General features: G+C 32.6%; 18 protein-coding genes. 6 read left to right on the top strand and 12 right to left on the bottom strand.

What is annotated here, in order from left to right; translation table 11 throughout:
• Positions 1–89 precede the first annotated feature (89 nt).
• The 8 genes from PTSHG_RS06145 to rlmD all read right to left on the bottom strand — a co-directional run bounded on the left by PTSHG_RS06145 (position 90) and on the right by rlmD (position 6629).
• Positions 90–1394, bottom strand: a complete 1305-nt coding sequence (locus PTSHG_RS06145) for a hypothetical protein (RefSeq protein ID WP_019108016.1) — start codon at positions 1392–1394, stop codon at positions 90–92.
• Between the two features lie 227 nt (positions 1395–1621).
• Positions 1622–1753 carry a hypothetical protein gene (locus tag PTSHG_RS10340; protein ID WP_019108017.1) on the bottom strand — a complete coding sequence of 44 codons (132 nt, stop codon included), beginning with the start codon at positions 1751–1753 and terminating at the stop codon, positions 1622–1624.
• 533 nt (positions 1754–2286) lie between these two features.
• The gene (locus tag PTSHG_RS06155; protein ID WP_019108018.1) at positions 2287–2979 is read right to left on the bottom strand and encodes an MBL fold metallo-hydrolase; all 693 of its coding nucleotides are present in this window, start codon (positions 2977–2979) and stop codon (positions 2287–2289) included.
• Entirely contained in the window at positions 2970–3359 is a 390-nt protein-coding gene (locus PTSHG_RS06160; RefSeq protein WP_001041171.1) for a cytidine deaminase family protein, read from the bottom strand. The genes PTSHG_RS06155 and PTSHG_RS06160 overlap by 10 nt, the downstream gene beginning before the upstream one ends.
• A 45-nt stretch (positions 3360–3404) precedes the next feature.
• Positions 3405–3929 (bottom strand): phosphotransferase, encoded by a 525-nt coding sequence (locus PTSHG_RS06165; RefSeq protein ID WP_001176020.1) that lies wholly within the window; start codon positions 3927–3929, stop codon positions 3405–3407.
• 216 nt (positions 3930–4145) lie between these two features.
• Positions 4146–4877, bottom strand: coding sequence for a 23S rRNA (adenine(2058)-N(6))-methyltransferase Erm(A) (gene erm(A) / locus PTSHG_RS06170; RefSeq protein WP_019108019.1), 732 nt, complete (start codon positions 4875–4877; stop codon positions 4146–4148).
• Between the two features lie 57 nt (positions 4878–4934).
• Positions 4935–5060, bottom strand: coding sequence for an erythromycin resistance leader peptide (locus PTSHG_RS10310; RefSeq protein WP_135100604.1), 126 nt, complete (start codon positions 5058–5060; stop codon positions 4935–4937).
• 225 nt (positions 5061–5285) lie between these two features.
• Complete coding sequence (gene rlmD, locus PTSHG_RS06180; RefSeq protein ID WP_019108020.1) at positions 5286–6629, bottom strand: 23S rRNA (uracil(1939)-C(5))-methyltransferase RlmD; 1344 nt, start codon at positions 6627–6629, stop codon at positions 5286–5288.
• A gap of 184 nt (positions 6630–6813) precedes the next feature.
• Here rlmD and PTSHG_RS06185 point away from each other — a divergent pair, with 184 nt between their 5' ends.
• The 5 genes from PTSHG_RS06185 to PTSHG_RS06205 all read left to right on the top strand — a co-directional run bounded on the left by PTSHG_RS06185 (position 6814) and on the right by PTSHG_RS06205 (position 11790).
• Positions 6814–7854: a phosphate/phosphite/phosphonate ABC transporter substrate-binding protein gene (locus PTSHG_RS06185; protein WP_019108021.1), complete on the top strand. Its 1041-nt coding sequence runs from the start codon at positions 6814–6816 to the stop codon at positions 7852–7854.
• Positions 7855–7957: 103 nt separating this feature from the next.
• On the top strand, positions 7958–8722 hold the full coding sequence (gene phnC / locus PTSHG_RS06190) for a phosphonate ABC transporter ATP-binding protein (protein WP_019108022.1): 765 nt from the start codon (positions 7958–7960) through the stop codon (positions 8720–8722).
• Positions 8719–9540: a phosphonate ABC transporter, permease protein PhnE gene (phnE, locus tag PTSHG_RS06195; RefSeq protein WP_019108023.1), complete on the top strand. Its 822-nt coding sequence runs from the start codon at positions 8719–8721 to the stop codon at positions 9538–9540. Before phnC ends, phnE (PTSHG_RS06195) begins: the two co-directional genes overlap by 4 nt.
• A gap of 1 nt (position 9541) precedes the next feature.
• A complete protein-coding gene (gene phnE, locus PTSHG_RS06200) occupies positions 9542–10354 on the top strand; it encodes a phosphonate ABC transporter, permease protein PhnE (protein ID WP_019108024.1) in 813 nt (270 codons plus the stop codon).
• Positions 10351–11790 carry a bifunctional metallophosphatase/5'-nucleotidase gene (locus PTSHG_RS06205; RefSeq protein WP_019108025.1) on the top strand — a complete coding sequence of 480 codons (1440 nt, stop codon included), beginning with the start codon at positions 10351–10353 and terminating at the stop codon, positions 11788–11790. Before phnE (PTSHG_RS06200) ends, PTSHG_RS06205 begins: the two co-directional genes overlap by 4 nt.
• A 98-nt stretch (positions 11791–11888) precedes the next feature.
• Here PTSHG_RS06205 and PTSHG_RS06210 read toward each other — a convergent pair whose 3' ends face one another.
• A complete protein-coding gene (locus PTSHG_RS06210) occupies positions 11889–12551 on the bottom strand; it encodes an S-layer homology domain-containing protein (RefSeq protein WP_019108026.1) in 663 nt (220 codons plus the stop codon).
• 453 nt (positions 12552–13004) lie between these two features.
• Between PTSHG_RS06210 and PTSHG_RS06215 the strand changes: the two genes are divergently transcribed.
• Positions 13005–13523, top strand: coding sequence for a nitroreductase family protein (locus tag PTSHG_RS06215; RefSeq protein WP_019108027.1), 519 nt, complete (start codon positions 13005–13007; stop codon positions 13521–13523).
• A 142-nt stretch (positions 13524–13665) separates the two neighbouring features.
• Here PTSHG_RS06215 and PTSHG_RS06220 read toward each other — a convergent pair whose 3' ends face one another.
• The 3 genes from PTSHG_RS06220 to lon all read right to left on the bottom strand — a co-directional run bounded on the left by PTSHG_RS06220 (position 13666) and on the right by lon (position 17570).
• Positions 13666–14529, bottom strand: a complete 864-nt coding sequence (locus PTSHG_RS06220; RefSeq protein ID WP_019108028.1) for a DUF1002 domain-containing protein — start codon at positions 14527–14529, stop codon at positions 13666–13668.
• A 121-nt stretch (positions 14530–14650) separates the two neighbouring features.
• Positions 14651–15250: a ribosome biogenesis GTP-binding protein YihA/YsxC gene (yihA, locus tag PTSHG_RS06225; RefSeq protein ID WP_019108029.1), complete on the bottom strand. Its 600-nt coding sequence runs from the start codon at positions 15248–15250 to the stop codon at positions 14651–14653.
• Positions 15237–17570 carry an endopeptidase La gene (gene lon / locus PTSHG_RS06230; protein WP_019108030.1) on the bottom strand — a complete coding sequence of 778 codons (2334 nt, stop codon included), beginning with the start codon at positions 17568–17570 and terminating at the stop codon, positions 15237–15239. Before lon ends, yihA begins: the two co-directional genes overlap by 14 nt.
• Between the last annotated feature and the right edge of the window lie 36 nt (positions 17571–17606).

Here is a 17606-nt window from a genome sequence, read left to right on the forward strand (position 1 = left end):
TAGTACCTACTTTTTTAGATCTTAATAAGTATTATGTTGAAGTATTCATGACCTACAATCAAATTACTTGTCATTTAATATAATAGATATTACGCTTTGTGTATCCAATCCGATAGATTTCTATTATTCTCAAATAAATCAAATAATCTTCCAAAGTTATCCCTTTCATGCTCATTACCTAATATTTTTTTACATCGAGATTTTAAATCATTAATATATTCATTCTCAATATTAAATTCTATCATTAATTCAAAAATTATTTTTATTTTATTAAGATACTCATGATATTTTAGAAAATCAAGAGTATTTGTACTTTTTGTAGTATATCCATTGTTATAATAATATAAACACTCTAAATTTTTGCACATCTGCATTATATTATTTTTGTCTATTAATATTTCTTTTATTTCTTTTTCCAAAACTAAATCATATTTTTTACTTGTTACTTTATCTAAAATATTCCACCATTTAAAAAAATTATTATCTAAATAAATTAAAAAAATGAAATTATTAATCTTGCAATTATTTGTTGATTTATAAAGAATCTCAATTATATCATCGCTATTCTCATAAGAATATTTTATTATATCTTTTTTTTCATTTCTTAAATCATTATATCCTTCCAAATTTAGAAAGAAATAAATATCAATTGCTTTGTCTTTATTCTTAATCCAAATGTACTCTTCATTTTCCTTATTTTCTAATACGTATTCTAATAAAATATTTAAACGTTTCAATGCCTCACTACTATTTAGTTCAGTTATTTTTTCTTCTAACAATTTTAATAAAAAATCAAAACACTTTTCTCTCTCATTGTTCTGTAATTTTGAGTAGTAATTATAAACCACTTTTATCTCTTCTTTATAATCTTTAAAAGAAAGAAAATCCAATATTTTTTGTAAATTTTCTTTAAATAATTCATCTGTTCCATTTATAACGAAATATGGATTAGAATACACTATAAAATCCCATAAATCTTCAATGGTCGACGTAGTTACGGGCCTCTTTTTATTATGAGCACAAGCATTCCTAATAATTCTTTTTGTTTCAAACTCTTTTATAATCTCATTCTTTAATCTAAAAATATTACTTTTATCGTTTTCCAGAATATAGCCTATTACTTGCTCTTCCCACTTGCTATCTATATACAGATTTTCTTTTCGTTTTTTCCATTTACTCTGTGCACATTCATCACTTGATTCTTCTTTATATGAATTAGGTACTCCATCAAATTGAATAATCAAATTTTTTATATAATCCAAAAAGCCCAAATATGATAATAAATAAGATGCTCTGTTCGCATTTATGGAGTAACATTTTAGAGACTCCCTAAAAAGTTCATTATTATCCATGTCATTTTCTGTTAACCAAATTTTAAAATTTTTAGCATCCATACTATTACCTCCTAGATTCGCAAATATACTTTGTCAATATTATATCCGTAATAGTTATGAAAAACAATCAATCCCCTATCATCATATATAAACTCATTAGAATCATTGCCAAATCTTATTGCCCTATCAAGAGCCATGATTATAGCAATAGCACCGTCTAGCTTTTCTGTAGATTTTTCCTTGTCTGCCTTTATGTTTTTAGCAGGATCTGTTCGTATAAAGATATTTTACATCATCCACCTTAGAACTGGATGACTTCCATGGGCTATTTTTCTTTTAAGGGTTAGTTTCATTAATTCTTTTGTTGGTAAAGACATATCTTTAAATCCCTTTCCAAAGAGAACTACTGTAAATCTCATGCCTTCTAAGTTTTGAAAAATCAGAACTACTCCCTATCTGTCAAAGGTAATTTCTTTTATGTTATATATATCACCTAAGTCTTTGATAAACTTTTAATAAAACCATAGCGGACTACATTTTCTTCTTTTTTTGAAAAGCTAATATGTTAAATTCAAGATCAATTTTAATTGTAGACCACTAACTCTTATATCCTTGAAATGTTATTCTTAAAGATGCATCTACCTTGTTCGCTCTCCTTATAAATATCTATCCTGTGTACACACCCCAACGCTTTTTACGATTAATACGTTCCCACAAGGTATTTTTCAAAAAGAAAAATGGCTTTTAAGATTTCTTCTAAAATTCTAAAAGCCATTGATTTCAACAGTCTTATAGCCTCTTATCTTATTTTCTTGACATCAATACTACACTCTCGACGTGGCTTGAGAGGATAGAATGAATGTCATTTGAGTGTGTCCGTTCTCGGGAACATATCCACTGCGTTTTTGGAGCTATCGGTAGACGGGAACATATCAATACACCTCATGGATTATTATTTTAGAATGGATTTTAAGTAATCTAATAAATCTGATTTAGTTAGAGGCTCTGCATGACTTAAAATACAATACTTACAGTCGAAACTTTCTATCAAATTTGTTAATGACATTAATTTTTCTTTATCCATATACCCATCATTGTAGAAATCCTCGCTTGTTGAATCTCCCAAGAACAATATTTTTTCCTCAGGAATATAGATAAGCACCGTATCTTCCGAATGGGGTGAAACCGTATGAAAAATCATTGCGGTTATTCCACCGAGATTAAGGGTAAGCTCTTTTTCAAATTGGATATCCGATAGAACGGCAATAATTCTTTTATTATCTACATATTCTCTAGCTAGGCACTCATCATCATTTATCAAAAATTTTATATATGCACTGTCAGATAGTTTGGCTCTTTCCTGTTTCAAAAACTCGTTGGTTTTATGGTGTGCAATGGACAATCCGTGAATTTTATGCATTCCAAAGGTATGGTCCCAGTGCCAATGAGTGATGACAGTAAAATCTGGCTTCTTTAGGTCCTCGATTTCTAGGGATTTATAAAATTCATCAACATGGTCTGCTGAATTTCCTGCATCAATGGCAAGTGCAATTTTATCTCCATTTAAGTATGCCAACATAGGCCTATCAGTTTCTGGTTGATGTGGATAATAAAAGACCCTGCTAGTTATCTTTTTCAGTTCCATTTGCCATCCCACCTTTCTGGTAATAAATCTTTCAGCAACACTTCTTCCATTTCAGGTAATACAATTTGGGTCTCTATATTTTGATTATCTATCTGTGCAATAAACTCTCTGCACCTTCCACATGGTGGAAGTATACTCCCATCTTCAAATACAGCGATAATCCTTTTGATTGCAGTTTCATTGTTCTTTACCATTTCAGCAATAGCTGACTGTTCAGCGCATAAGCCAATAGAACAGGGCAAGTCAATGCATATTCCTGTAAAGATGTTACCGCTATTTGTCTCCAACGCGCACGCAACATGCCCTGAAGTTCCAAAGTTCCGTAACTTTTTATGATTAATTATACTGAAAGCAATTTGATATAATTCTTGTTTATTCATTTTCTTCTCCAATATTATTTAGCTTAATAATACGTTATTCTTTTTTCAAAACACTAAGTTATTCAGTTCACCATCAAGAACTTTTATAGTTTCATTTCTTTCCTTATCCTCTTGATTGTCATATAAAAGTTGTTCAATAAACTCCCATATATCTTCTAGTTTACGTCTAATATGATAGAATAACAAAGCATCCGTATTGATTAAAAAATCTTTGTGTAATTTCAGGTATATGTTCATAAATACATCATAATATGGCTTATCAACAAAAAACATGAGATCAGCTTTTACTGGAGCCAATTTCAAGCCTTCCCAGTCAATTAGAACTAACTGCTCATCCCGTTGCATCAAGTTCCAATTATGAATATCTGTATGGCATAGGGCCATTTTAGGATTACTTCGTCTTAGAATCTCCGACAGTCCTTCAACTCTGTCAATAGATTGTTCAAGGGGTTTTATGTGTGCCCCAAGCAAGCATTTTAAGTCCATGGGAAGACTGGCGCATTCTTTACGCAATACTTGTTTTAGCTGTTTCAGAAATGGCAAACTAAAATCTTCCCTAATTAGTTGCACATATACCTACTATATCAATAAATTTTGAGTTATCATTGACTATATTAGTTGCTATTATCAGAATAGTCGTCGATAACTATATTTTCGTGCAAATATGCAAATAAGTAAAATGATAGTTATGTTATATCATAATAATTGAAAATAATAGAATGCATTTTTCAATGTAATAAGATTAAGCGTTCTCTTAAAGTTAGAGAACGCTTAATTATTTTTAATTTATTGAAATAATTTGTAACTATTGAAAACAGACAAAAATTGTTCATTGGATAATTTATCAAGATCAGTAATATTCGCATGCTTCAGCACCTGTCTTAATTGATTTTTAGTAAAAAGAACATGATATTCCCTGTTTACCCATTTATAAACGAAAAATCTATACTTTTTGTAGTCCTTCTTTAAAATAAATGGTTTATGCCTTTCAAGTACAATCAATACAGAATCTACATTAGGCTTAGGGTGAAAATATGCTCGTGGCACTTTTTTAAGAATTTTTATATCCATTTCCACCATTAACAGCAAACCTAAAGCTCGTTGGGTATTTTGCAACCTTTTAGCAAATCCCCTCTCTACAATAAGGTAGCTATATTTCGCTTGACTATCAAAAGCAATCTTTTTTACAATATCAGTACTAATATTGTAGGGAATATTACCAAATATTTTATAGTCTGTATTTTTAGGAAAGCTAAACTTCAAAATATCCTCATGAATAACTTTTATATTCTGAAAAGGTTCAACTGCTTTTTTCGTGGCATGACATAAACCTTCATCAATCTCTATAGCATTCACCCGTTGACTCATTTCCACAAGTTCCTTGGTAAAATGTCCTTTTCCTGACCCAATTTCTATTATTTTATCTTGTTTATTGATATTCGTATATTTTAATATTTCCTTTACATGCTTTTTAGATGTAATGAAATTTTGCGTATTTTTCGGGTTTTTCTGTTTCATTATAACCTTCTCCTTGCCGGTTATAATGAACTAATCTTAAGAGCTCATTATAACCAATTATTTTTGGTTTGGTTGATAATTAAATCTCTCAATAACAAATATAGAAAACATACCCATACCTTTACCTCCTTTAATTTTTTTCATTATAAATGAGATAAAGTAATATCTACTACTGCAATACATGTACACATATTTAACTCCTCCTTATGCAACTGATTATATCACTTTTAATTTCTCTATTCAATAAAGTTCTGTGCTAATCTACCTCACCCTATGGATTTTTAATACCGAAACATCAAATGTCATCTGTCAAATGCCCTATTTAAAAGGGTCAAAAAACGGTATTTTTTAGCCTGTTTTTGACCCAATTTTCGTACTCAAACCACTACATGTTGTGGTTGACTCCTATTATTCCTTGTCCAAACCACAATACGTCATCAGAATTGCTGCTTCAACGTGCGATGTTTTTGGGAATTGGTCTACTATTTCTATTTCTTCTATGCTATAGCCTCTATCGCCAAAGACGCCTAGGTCACGGACAAGGGTTACGGGGTTACAGGATATATAGAGAAATTTTTCTGGTGCAAAGTCGATTATTTTTTCTATTGCCTTTGGATTTATTCCTTCTCTCGGCGGGTCTAAGACTATTAAATCAGGGTTCTCGTCCAAGTCATCTAAGACTTTTAGGACATCTTCTGCTATAAATTCTACATTTTCTATTTTGTTTAGGACTGCATTTTCTCTTGCTGCTTCTACTGCTTCTTCTACTATTTCTACTCCAATAACTTTTTTTGCTGATTCTGCCAAAATTTGGGTTATTGTTCCTGTTCCTGAATATAGGTCGAAGACTAATTTATCTTTTGCGTCAATTTTTTCTCTTGCCATTGTATATAGAACTTCAGCCGACCTCGTATTTGTTTGGAAAAATGAGAAAGGACTTATTTTAAATTTGAGTCCAAGGACTTCTTCTTCAATGTGATCTTTTCCGTAGATTAAATTTATTTCTTCTGGCACAATTGCATCTGATAGTGAATCATTTTTTACATGGAAAATGCTCACTATTTTGCCTTCAAGGTCTAATCCCAAGAGAAATTTTATAAATTCATCTTTATTTAGCTCACTTTGAGTTGATGTGGCAAGAAGAATCATTATCTCGCCTGTTTTTGTCGCCTTTCTTATTAAGAGATGACGCAAAAATCCTTCATGTGTTTTTCTGTTGTAATGTTTTTCTCCAATTTTTTCAAAATAATTTCGCACTTCGCTTCTAATTTTATTAAAATCTGCATCTACAATGTTGCATTCAGCGGTGTTTACTATCTCGTGAAATCTGTTTTTGACATGAAGTCCAAGGGCGATGGGTCCGTCTTTGTACTCGTCGCCAAAGGTGTACTCCATTTTATTTCTGTAAAACTCGTGAACTGGAGAAGGTATTATTTCAAGCTCTCTTTCTATTCCATTTTCCATAAATAATTTTTCAATTAATTCTTTTTTATACTTTAATTCATCTTCATATTTTAAGGTTTGGTAAGTGCAGCCGCCACACTTTTCAAAGTGAGGGCAGGGGTTTCCTCTTTCCAGCTCTGATCTTTCTATTACATTTAAAAGCTTTGCCTTCTTTGACCTCTTTCCTCTTGGCTTTATCTCAACTCTTTGACCGATTATTCCACCTTTAAATTCGTATTTTCTATCTTCAAATTTTCCTCTTGATAGGTTTGGAAATTTTGCTTCATCTATTTTTACTATTATGCTCATTTCTTCACTCCTTAGGAAAAATTATATCAAATTATATAATTTGCCTCAATTCTATAAAATCTCAAAAAATAATAATTTTTATTTTTTTACATTACTTTAATATTTATTTTTTATTTTTTGGTATAATGTTATTGATAAGACTTTGTTTTATGGGCAAGCCCATATATATTTTTGGAGGTATTTTATGAAAAAAACATGGTTAGTATTACTCCTTGCAATGCTAATGACTCTTACTGCTTGTGGCGGTAACAAAAAAGAAGAGGCAAAGGCTGAAGGAGAAAAAAATGCAATTGAAGAGTTGAAAATTCAATTTGTTCCATCAAGAGAGCCTGAAGAAATTGTAACTCAAACTGAACCTTTAAAGGAAATCTTAAAGGCTAAGCTTGCTGAAAAAGGTTATGATGTTAAAAATATTGACATCACAGTTGGAACTAACTACGAAGCGACTGGTGAAGCTCTAAGTGCTGGTACAGTTGATGTTGGATTTATCCCTGGCGGAACTTATGCAATCTATGACGATGGTGCTGAAGTTCTTCTTACTGCAACTAGAAAGGGACTTTCTGTTGACTCTGACAATCCAAAAGACTGGAATGACAAGAAACCTACTGAACAAGTTGACGAACAAGTGAACTTCTATAGAGCTCTTGTAATTGCTGGACCTTCTGAAAAGGGTAAAGAACTTGCAGCTAAAGTAAATAATGGCGGAGAATTAACTTGGGAAGATCTTTCAAGTGCTAAATGGTCTGTAATGGGTTCATCTTCTTCTGCTGGTTACATCTACCCATACCTTTGGTTACAAAAGAATTATGAAAAGGGTCTAACTGACCTCCCATCTATTGTGCAATCTGATTCTTATCCATCATCTATGGCAAGACTTGCTTCTGGTCAAGTTGATGTAATGGTTGGCTTTGCAGATGTTAGAATTGACAACGCCGAAAAATGGCAAAGTGAATTTAAAAAATCCGCATCAATCTGGGATGAAACTAATGTAATTGGCGTTACTGATAAAATTTTCAACGACACAATTTCAGTTTCTAAAAACTCAGAAATTATGACAGATGAATTTAAAAAAGCTCTTTCTGATTCCTTCATCGAAATTGGAAATACTGAAGAAGGTAAAAAGATTATTTCAATTTACAGCCACGAAGGCTACCAAGTTGCAAAAGATTCTGATTACGATGGCGAAAGAGAAGCACAAAACCTTTTAAAAGAACTTAAAAACTAATAAAGTTATTTTATTTGTCTAAATAAAATTTTTTAATCTTTTAAGAGAATATGAAAATTAAGAAAGGGCTTCAAAATTGAAGCTCTTTTTTATAAGGAGTATTATGATTGAATTTAAGAATGTAGATAAAGTATATCCTGGTGGATTTAAGGCTCTAAAAGACATTAATTTAACTATTGCCGATGGCGAATTTGTTGCCATAATAGGACGAAGTGGTGCCGGCAAGTCCACTTTAATTAGAACTATAAATAAGATGCACGACATAAATTCTGGGACACTTACTGTGGATGGAGTTGATGTTAAAAGTTTAAAGGGAAAGGAACTTAGAAAGTTTAGGAGAAATATTGGCATGATTTTCCAATCCTTTAACTTAGTTGAAAGAATTTCTGTAATAAAAAATGTCATGTCTTCCTTTGTTCCTGATTTGAATCTATTTCAATCTATTTTCGGAGTCTACCCAAAGGAATGCAAGATAAAAGCCCTTGAAGCTCTTGAACAAGTTGACATCTTGGACAAGGCTTTTGAAAGAGCCGATAATCTTTCTGGCGGACAACAACAAAGAGTTGCTCTAGCAAGAACTCTTGTGCAAAACCCAAGCATTATCCTTGCTGACGAGCCTGTTGCGAGCCTTGACCCCGTTACAGCAAGACAAGTTATGGATTATTTTAAAAAGATTAACGAAAATCTTGGCATAACAATTCTTTTAAATATTCACCACGTAGAACTTGCCCTTGAATATGCCACAAAAGTTCTTGGCGTTCGTGACGGCGAAATAATTTATTATGGACCTTCCAAAGATGTTGATGACAAAGTTTTAAAATCTATTTACGGAGATTCCTTTGAAGAGATAAAAATGGAGGAAATATGAACCTCTACTACAAAATTTTTAAACCAAAAAAATATATAACAAGTTCAGGAAAAGAAATTTATGAATATCCTGGTTTTACTATTCCAATAATAATTGCTTTGATATTATTTACGGCACTTTCAGTTAAAGTAACAGGATTTTCATTGAACACTTTGATAAAAAATTTCCACAAACTTTTTGCAATATTATCGCCAATGTTTAAGCCAAACTTTTCCTATTTCTCTTCAGTGGTGGGACCACTTTTAGACACAATAAAGATGTCCTTCTTGGGCTCCTTTCTCGGTGCAATTGTTGCTGTTCCCTTTGCTTTTTTGGCATCTCATAATATGGTCAAGAGCAAAATTATTAACTGGATTGTAAAACTATTATTTTCAATTCTTCGTACAATTCCAACACTTGTGTCTGCACTTATAGCTACTTATGTATTTGGACTTGGCGCCTTTGCAGGTACTGTTGCAATCTTTTTATTTTCCTTCTCCTATGTTGGAAAACTAACTTACGAACAAATTGAAACAGTTAACATGGGAGCTTTTGAGGCGATGATATCCATGGGCTTTACTAGAGCAATGGCATTTTTTAAATCTATTGTGCCAGAAATTTTGCCTTTTTACCTTTCAACGGCTCTTTACAACTTTGAAGGTAACGTCAGATACGCTGCCATCCTTGGTTATGTAGGAGCAGGTGGATTAGGTCTACTTATTAACGAAAACATTAACTGGAGAGATTATAACCGCGTTGGTATGATACTTTTGACACTGCTTGTAACAGTATTTGTCATAGAAAATATCAGTGCACACTTTAGAAGAAAGTTGAATTAATATGTCAGAAAAAGTAATACAAAAATTAAAATCTGAACCTAAAAATCATGGATATATTTTCATGATAATCGCCATAGTTTTATTTATGATAATTTGGTCCTCAAATGTAATTAATTTTGAGTCTGCAACAAAAGAAGGCATGGACGTTGCAAAAAATATAATAAAGGGCATTTTAAGTCCAAAAAGAGAAATGCTATTTAATTTGACAAAAAAGGGCGTTCCTTATCTTTTGCTTGAGACAATATGTATTGCCTTTTTGGGCACTCTCGTTGGCTCAATAATTGCAATTCCCCTAAGCTTTTTGGCTTCATCAAATATTGTTGCTGCCCCAATAGCTTACCTTGTGAGAATTCTTATAATATTAATAAGGACAATCCCATCAATAGTTTATGGTCTGATGTTTATAAGAGTTACAGGCCCTGGACCCTTTGCCGGACTCATGACTATGAGCTTTACCTCAATAGGGATGCTTACAAAATTATTTTCCGACAACATTATGAACTTAAACAAGTCCATACTTGAGTCCTTCTCATCAATAGGTGCAACAACTTTCCAAAAAATTCGCTTTGGAATAATTCCGCAACTTTGGGCAAACTTTGCATCTACAACAATTTATCGTTTCGACATAAATTTAAGAGACGCAGCAGTCCTTGGACTCGTTGGTGCCGGAGGTATAGGCTCTCCACTTATGTTTGCCATAAATTCCTACAAGTGGCAAGAAGTTGGTGCAATCCTTTTAGGACTTATTATTCTAGTTTTATTTATAGAATTTTTCTCAACAAAGATTAGAGCAAAATTAGTAGGTGAAAAATGAAAATAAAAATAATTCATACATCCGATTTACATGGATATTTTTTCCCCACAGATTATTTGGATAGAGAGAGAAAAGCTACTGGCTATCTCTCTCTTTTAAACAATATCAAAAAAGATGAATTTACAATTTTAACTGACGGAGGCGACACCCTTCAGGGTTCATCCTTTGCCTACTATGTAAAAGAATTTTTAGACTCAGATATAATAGCAGACATAATGCAAAATGTTGACTACTACACCCTTGGTAATCACGATTTTAATTATGGTTACGATTATTTAAAATCTTATGTAGAAAATATGAAGGGGAAATTACTTTGTGCAAATGTCACTGACAAAACTTCTCATATAAAATTTTCTCCCTATGCCATAAAAGAAATAGAGAGCTATAAAGTTGGCATAGCCGGCATTGTCACAGACTGGGTAAATCTTTGGGAAAGAAAAGAAAATTTAGAAAATTTTGAAATAAGAGATGCCTTTAGCGCTGCCAAGGAAGTTTTAAAAAAATTAAAAGAAGAAAAAACTGATTTTAATATTTTAATTTATCACGGCGGCTACGAGATAGATTTAAAGACTGGCAAAAAATTATCAGACACAAGTGAAAATGTTGGTGGAAAAATCGCAAATGAGCTTGACTACGACTTAATCCTCGCTGGGCACCAACATATGGAATTATCTGGCGAGATCAATAAGACCTTTGCCGTAGAAAGTCCTGCCAATGGAATGAAGGCTGCCATGATAGAAATAGAAACTGGCGAGAAAAAAGTTTCTGCATCCTTTATAGAGCCAAAACTTGGAGAAAATTCTTTAGAAGAAAAATATAGAGATGTAGAAGAAAAGGTGCAAGACTATTTAGATGAGCCAATTGCAAGGCTTTCTCGTGACTATCTTCCTGATGATAAAATAAATATGGCAATAGAAGGGTCTGATCTTTCCGATTTAATAAATAAAATCCAACTTGAATACACTAGCGCCGATATTTCAATCACTTCCTTTGCCAATGTGATTACTGGGTTCAAAAAAAATCTAACTACTAGAGATGTATTAAACACTTACAGATTTCCAAACACAGCTCTAGTCCTTGAAATTGACGGCAAAACTCTAAGAGAAGCTCTCGAACAAAACTACACATACATTGAGTATGATGGAAATTACAAAATTTCAAAAAGATTTTTGGAACCTAAGGAAGAACACTACAACTTTGATTTCTTTTATGGAATAGATTTTGATCTCGACTTAAAAAAAGAAGCTGGACAAAGGATTGGAAAAATTTATTTTAAGGGAAGAGAAGTTGTAGATGATGACAAATTTTCCATCGTAATGAATAATTATAGGGCAACGGGAGCTGGTGGCTTTGATATGTATAAAAATCTCAAAGTCTTAAAAAATTATGACAAAGAAATATCGGAAATATTATTAGATTATTTTAGAAATTTATAATTATTGAATCGAGACTTGGACAAAGCAAGTCTCTTTTTTTATTTTTAGAAAATTGCGTGAATTTGAAAAAATGCAAAAAAATAAGACAGTCGCCTGTCTTATTCGTAGAGATTTCTGCTTCCAAATTTAATTTTACTATTATTTAGAGCTTTCTTTTGTGGATAGTTGTAATTAGAAATCATCGACCTAAAGAGCGTAGCCGCTTCTGATCTCCTAATTGATCTTCTAGGATAGAAATTTCCATCAGAGTAGCCTCTTAGTATTCCTGCATCGACTAAGGCGCCTACATAACCTCTTGCCGATTCACTAATTTTGGCTCTGTCTCCAAACTCATTAGTTGCGCCCTCCTTTTGTGGCAATGAATAGACATAGCCAAGGATTTCTGCAACCTCTTCTCTTGTAATTTCTCTCTCTGGATTTAACTTTCCCGTATTTGGTGTAATATACCCTGCCTTGATGCCCTTAGCTACATCGCTATAAAACCAGTCAGAAGTGTTTACATCAGAAAAAGTTACTGTGTAAGTCTTGTCATAGCCTGCCAAAGAATTTACTGTGGCGTAAAACTCAACTCTAGTCATGTTTTCGTTTGGTTTAAACGTATTGTCCTCATAGCCTGACATAATTCCCTTGTCAGTTATAAAATCAACAGATGATTCTGCCCAATGACCCCTTGTGTCTCTAAAGGATTTTGCAAATACAGTGCTTGTTAAAATCAATGCTGTGGAGATAATGATCAATGAAGTCTTTTTAAAAATCTTCATTTTTATCACCTTCAGTATTATTATAACTTAATAATCTCTTTTTGAAACATAATCTATTTTAAGTTTATGTTACAAAGAATTCTTATTGTAATATTGCTGAAATATTGCCTCTATCGTCTTAATTTGGGGATTTATTCTCGATGGTAGTTTTAATATTATTTATAAAATATTTTAATTTTTTGCAAAATAAAAGAGAACAGATTATGTAAATTTATAACTGTTCTCTAAGGGAAGAAAAAAGATGATGAAGTTTTCACTTCATGTATATTTTACTTTAGTTAATTATTTTTGTCAAGCCTTTATGAAAATATTTTCAAAAAATTTTTTCATAATTTAAAGCCTTTTAAATCCTATTATTTACACAAATTAAATGTTTTTTTAAAGATATTATGAATATATTTGCACAGATTACTTTATTATCTTTTTATGGTAGAATGTAGTTGAGGTGATATTTTGTTAAAAGATATAATTTTAAAGAGAAGAACAGTTAGAAAATATAAAGATAAAGAAGTTGACAGAGAAAAACTAGAAGAACTTTTGATGTACGCATCTATGGGCCCATCAAATGGCAACTCCCATCCCGTTGAATTTATAATTGTAGATGACAAAGATAAAATTGAAGAACTTTCAAATATGGATTCCTTTGCAACTTTATACCTAAAAGATGCTCCAGTCCTTGTAATAGTAATAGCAAACACAGACATTTGCAAAACTTGGGTAGAAGAAGCATCCCTTACAGCAGCTTATCTTCAACTACTTCTTGAAGAAGAAGGGCTTTCATCTTCTTGGATAAATGTAAAAGAAGGAAACACTGCTGGTAGAATTTCTTACGAAGAATATTTTGCTGAAAACTTTGGTGTAAAAAAACCTTACAGGGCTCAATGTATAATTCCTATTGGCTATAAAAAATCTGGCACAAAAGACCACGAAGAATTTGATATATCTTCAAAAGTCCACTACAATAAGTTCTAAAATTTTTATAAAATGTAAAATTTTTATTAACATGAAAAATAATTAAATCCAGTTCGCCGGATTTTTTTTACTAAAATATGAAAGTGTATAAAAAAAGATTCTCCTTAATATCATACAGGTGAATCTTTTTTACTATCTTAAATTATTTAAAAAGTGAAACTATAAAGTCGATAAATTTTTCTAAAAAGCTCTTTGTATTTTCAACAGCTTTTTCTCCTTCAGGAGAGTTTAAAAATTTTGATGCCTTGTCTTTGTATTTAACAGCAGTATCTGCTAGTCTATTCCAATCTACATCTGCATCTTTCATGTTATTAAATAAACTTACGAGCTTGTCCTCTTGGCTCTTTGTCAAGTTGATGTCATAGTTATTTGTTACATTTTCTATAATAAGTCTAACTTCATTTTCATCTTTAGGCATATTTTTTGCCATGGCATCTTTCACTTGATAAATTATGTCATTAGTCTTTTCATCGCCAAGCTCTTCAGAAAGTTTTGTTTGCACAACTAATTCTTCGTTGGCAACTTTTTTCAAGTCTTCTGGGAGCTTCTTGCCTGTATTTTCTTCATAAGATTTTAAAATACCAGTTAGGGCAGCTGTGCCGCTTACCTTTCCTGGTGCCGTTACATAAATGTCGGCATCTTCTATTCCCACAGTGTTAAGGGCATTTAAAAAGGCCTCTTCTCCTACAACTCTGATGTTGTCTGAAAGTTCAATATTTATCCCACTGCCAGCTTTTTTGTATCTAACTATAGCTGATGAAATTGCCTTATTTCCTATTTCCTTTGAAGAAAGAACATCGCCTAAATATTTGTACTCTTCCTTATTTGTTACTTCAATAATCTTTGCATTTTCATCTGCCTTCATATCACGAAGCATTTCACTTTTTTGCTCTTCCTTTAAATCAGCTCCAAGAGTTACTATTTCATCGCCTTCCTTGGCAAAAACTACACTTGGTAGCATCAAAATTGAAAGTAAGGCAACCATAATTTTATTTTTAATTTTCATAATCTCCTCCGTTTTTTTATACTAACATTAGTATATGTATAATATTTAAAAATTATGTGAAATTTTTTACTATCAATTAAACACAATTAAAAAAAGAGCTCTCCCAAGCTCTTATTTTACTTTATTTTTCCTTGTGAAAGCTCAATATATCTTCAAAGATAAACCACATATCCTTGACTTCATCTTTTTGTGATGAAGAGAATGGGATTATATTTTCTCTGTGCTCAACGCCAAGTTTTTTTGCAATCACAGAAATATGTTTATCCAATTGTGATTTTTTTATTTTATCCTTTTTTGTTGCAATGACTATGCCTGAAAAGCCTGAGTGAATAATGTAGTCATACATTTGCTTATCCAAAGCAGTTGGCTCATGTCTAATATCCACCAAGAGAATTGTCTCCAAAAGATTTTCTCTATTCTCAAGGTATCTGTTGATTATGCCTGCCCACTTTTCCTTTTCAGTCTTTGCAACTTTTGCGTAGCCGTAACCAGGTAAATCCACAAGGCGAAGGTCATCATTTACCTTATAAAAATTAATTGTCCTAGTTTTTCCCGGCGTGGAAGATGTCCTCGCAAGATTTTTTCTATTTAACATGGCATTTATAAAAGATGACTTTCCCACATTAGACCTTCCTGCAAAAGCAAATTCAGGAAGATTTGCCACAGGATATTGTTTTTCCAAAACTGCAACTTTTTCTAGTTCTGCTTTACTTATCTTCACTAAAATCACCTATCGCAATCTCTGCAACTTCTTTAAAAGTTGAAACAGTTTTTATCTCTAACCTTTCCACTGCTGCCTCTTCTATTTCCTTTAAGTCTCTCTTGTTCTCTTCTGGAATAATCACAGTCTTAACTCCATATCTTTCTGCAGCTAAAAGTTTTTCTTTTAGTCCACCAATTGGAAGGACTTTGCCCCTAAGTGTAATTTCTCCAGTCATGGCAACATCACTTCTCACTGGTCTTTTTGTAAGGGCTGATAAAACTGATGTGGCAATTGTAATTCCTGCTGAAGGTCCATCCTTTGGTACTGCACCTTCTGGCACATGAATGTGAATGTCCTTATCGCTTCTAAAGTTTGCGTCAATTTTAAAGTCCTCCGCATTAGATGCAATGTGAGAAATGGCCGCTATGGCTGATTCCTTCATAACATCGCCAAGAGAACCTGTAAGTGTTAGTTTTCCCTTGCCAGGCATGACAGTTGTCTCAATAACAAGGGTAGTGCCACCTACTTCTGTCCATGCAAGTCCATTAACTGATCCAACTTCAGAATTTTTTTCTCGCTCATTTATTAAATAAATTTTTTCGCCAAGAAAGTCAGAAATATTCCTCGTGGACACAGAAACTTTATCTAAATCTTCTTCCACAATTTTTAGAGCAGACTTTCTCACGATTTTAGAAATTTGTTTTTCTAAACCTCTCACTCCAGACTCACGAGTATAGTAATCAATTATGTCCTTTAGGGCTTTTTCAGAAATATTAATATTTTCCTTTTTTAAACCATTTTCAGAAATTTGTTTTGAAACTAAATATTTTTTTGCAATATTTAATTTTTCATTTGGCGTATAGCCACCTAACTCGATTACTTCCATTCTATCAAGAAGTGGTCTTGGAATAGTCTGCCTTGTGTTTGCCGTCGCTATAAAAAATACATTGGATAAATCAAAGGGAAGCTCCATATACCTATCTGTAAAGGAATTATTTTGCTCTGGATCAAGAACTTCAAGTAGTGCAGAGGCAGGATCTCCCTTAAAGTCATTTCCTATTTTATCTATCTCATCAAATAAAAATACTGGGTCATTTTTGCCAGCTTTTTTCATGAGGGAAATAATTCTTCCTGGAAGTGCGCCAATGTAAGTCCTTCTGTGTCCTCTTATTTCTGCTTCGTCAGTTACACCACCAAGGCTCATGCGAACAAATTCCTTATTAAGTGCATTTGCAATTGACTGAGCAATTGATGTTTTACCAACTCCAGGAGGTCCCACTAGACAAAGTATTGGCCCTCTACTCTTGTCTCCAGATAAAATTCTTACAGCTATAAATTCTAAAATTCTCTCTTTTACATTTTTAAGTCCGTAATGTTCTTCATTTAAAACTTTTCTAGCATCGCTTAATTTTACTTTTTCCTCTCCAGCATCAAGCCAAGGAAGATCAATTATCCAATCCAAATAATTTATGAGCATTGAATAATCTGGAGACTGTGAATTTAAGTTTCTAAGTTTTTTAATTTCACTTAATGCCTTTTCTCTCACTTCCTCAGGGAGATTTTTCTCTTCAATTTTTTTCTTGTAGACTTCTGTGAATTCGCCCTCATCTTCTCCATCGCCAAGTTCCTTGTGAATAACTCGAAGCTGTTCCTTTAAATAGTATTCTCTTTGGATGTCATCCATTTTCTTTTTCACTTGGTCATTGATGTTTTTTTCTATGGAAAGAATGTCAATTTCCTTTTTCATTATCTCATGAAAAGCGACAAGTCTCTCATAAATGTCTGTAGTCTCAAGTAATATTTGATACTCCTCAAGTTTAAAGTTTAGGTATCCAACAACTGTGTCGATAAACCTTGAAGGGTCATCTGTGTCAGCAATATTAGATAATAGTCCTGGGAAAAATTTTTCATCAAGAGATGCGTAAGATTCCAAATCACTTAAGGCAAGGCGAAGTGCCGCCTCGATTTCGTCATCTTCATTGTAGTCAACTTCCTCTTCTTCTAGGATCTCTATATCAGCTTCAATTATCTCCTTGCTAATGTCAAGCTTTGAGATTTTTGCCCTCTCTTCGCCTTCAACAAGTACCCTAACAACTCCACCTGGGAGTTTCAAAATTTGTTTTATAGTTGCCACAGTCCCAATATCAAAGAGGTCTTCTCTCTTTGGATCTTCTACTTCTAATTCTCTTTGTGCCACCAAAAATATTTTTGAGTCTTGCATTTCCGACCTTTCAATTGCGTTTACAGAAATTTTTCTACCGCAATCAAAGTGCATGACCATGTGGGGAAAGATTACTAAATCTCGAAGTGGGATAAGTGGTAATTTTAAATTTTCCATTTTTCACCTTCTAAAAAAGCCGTGGCAAGCACGGCT

It is taken from the genome of Peptoniphilus senegalensis JC140 (assembly GCF_000321025.1).
GTDB classification, from domain to species: domain Bacteria; phylum Bacillota; class Clostridia; order Tissierellales; family Peptoniphilaceae; genus Peptoniphilus_A; species Peptoniphilus_A senegalensis.

What these genes read in the sequence shown, in the direction of transcription:
- PTSHG_RS06145 (WP_019108016.1), bottom strand. Translation starts at nt 1,394, where the DNA reads ATGGATGCTAAAAATTTTAAAATTTGGTTAACAGAAAATGACATGGAT.
- PTSHG_RS10340 (WP_019108017.1), bottom strand. Translation starts at nt 1,753, where the DNA reads ATGAGATTTACAGTAGTTCTCTTTGGAAAGGGATTTAAAGATATGTCT.
- PTSHG_RS06155 (WP_019108018.1), bottom strand. Translation starts at nt 2,979, where the DNA reads ATGGAACTGAAAAAGATAACTAGCAGGGTCTTTTATTATCCACATCAA.
- PTSHG_RS06160 (WP_001041171.1), bottom strand. Translation starts at nt 3,359, where the DNA reads ATGAATAAACAAGAATTATATCAAATTGCTTTCAGTATAATTAATCAT.
- PTSHG_RS10310 (WP_135100604.1), bottom strand. Translation starts at nt 5,060, where the DNA reads ATGTATTGCAGTAGTAGATATTACTTTATCTCATTTATAATGAAAAAA.
- rlmD (WP_019108020.1), bottom strand. Translation starts at nt 6,629, where the DNA reads ATGAGCATAATAGTAAAAATAGATGAAGCAAAATTTCCAAACCTATCA.
- PTSHG_RS06185 (WP_019108021.1), top strand. Translation starts at nt 6,814, where the DNA reads ATGAAAAAAACATGGTTAGTATTACTCCTTGCAATGCTAATGACTCTT.
- phnC (WP_019108022.1), top strand. Translation starts at nt 7,958, where the DNA reads ATGATTGAATTTAAGAATGTAGATAAAGTATATCCTGGTGGATTTAAG.
- phnE (WP_019108023.1), top strand. Translation starts at nt 8,719, where the DNA reads ATGAACCTCTACTACAAAATTTTTAAACCAAAAAAATATATAACAAGT.
- phnE (WP_019108024.1), top strand. Translation starts at nt 9,542, where the DNA reads ATGTCAGAAAAAGTAATACAAAAATTAAAATCTGAACCTAAAAATCAT.
- PTSHG_RS06205 (WP_019108025.1), top strand. Translation starts at nt 10,351, where the DNA reads ATGAAAATAAAAATAATTCATACATCCGATTTACATGGATATTTTTTC.
- PTSHG_RS06210 (WP_019108026.1), bottom strand. Translation starts at nt 12,551, where the DNA reads ATGAAGATTTTTAAAAAGACTTCATTGATCATTATCTCCACAGCATTG.
- PTSHG_RS06220 (WP_019108028.1), bottom strand. Translation starts at nt 14,529, where the DNA reads ATGAAAATTAAAAATAAAATTATGGTTGCCTTACTTTCAATTTTGATG.
- lon (WP_019108030.1), bottom strand. Translation starts at nt 17,570, where the DNA reads ATGGAAAATTTAAAATTACCACTTATCCCACTTCGAGATTTAGTAATC.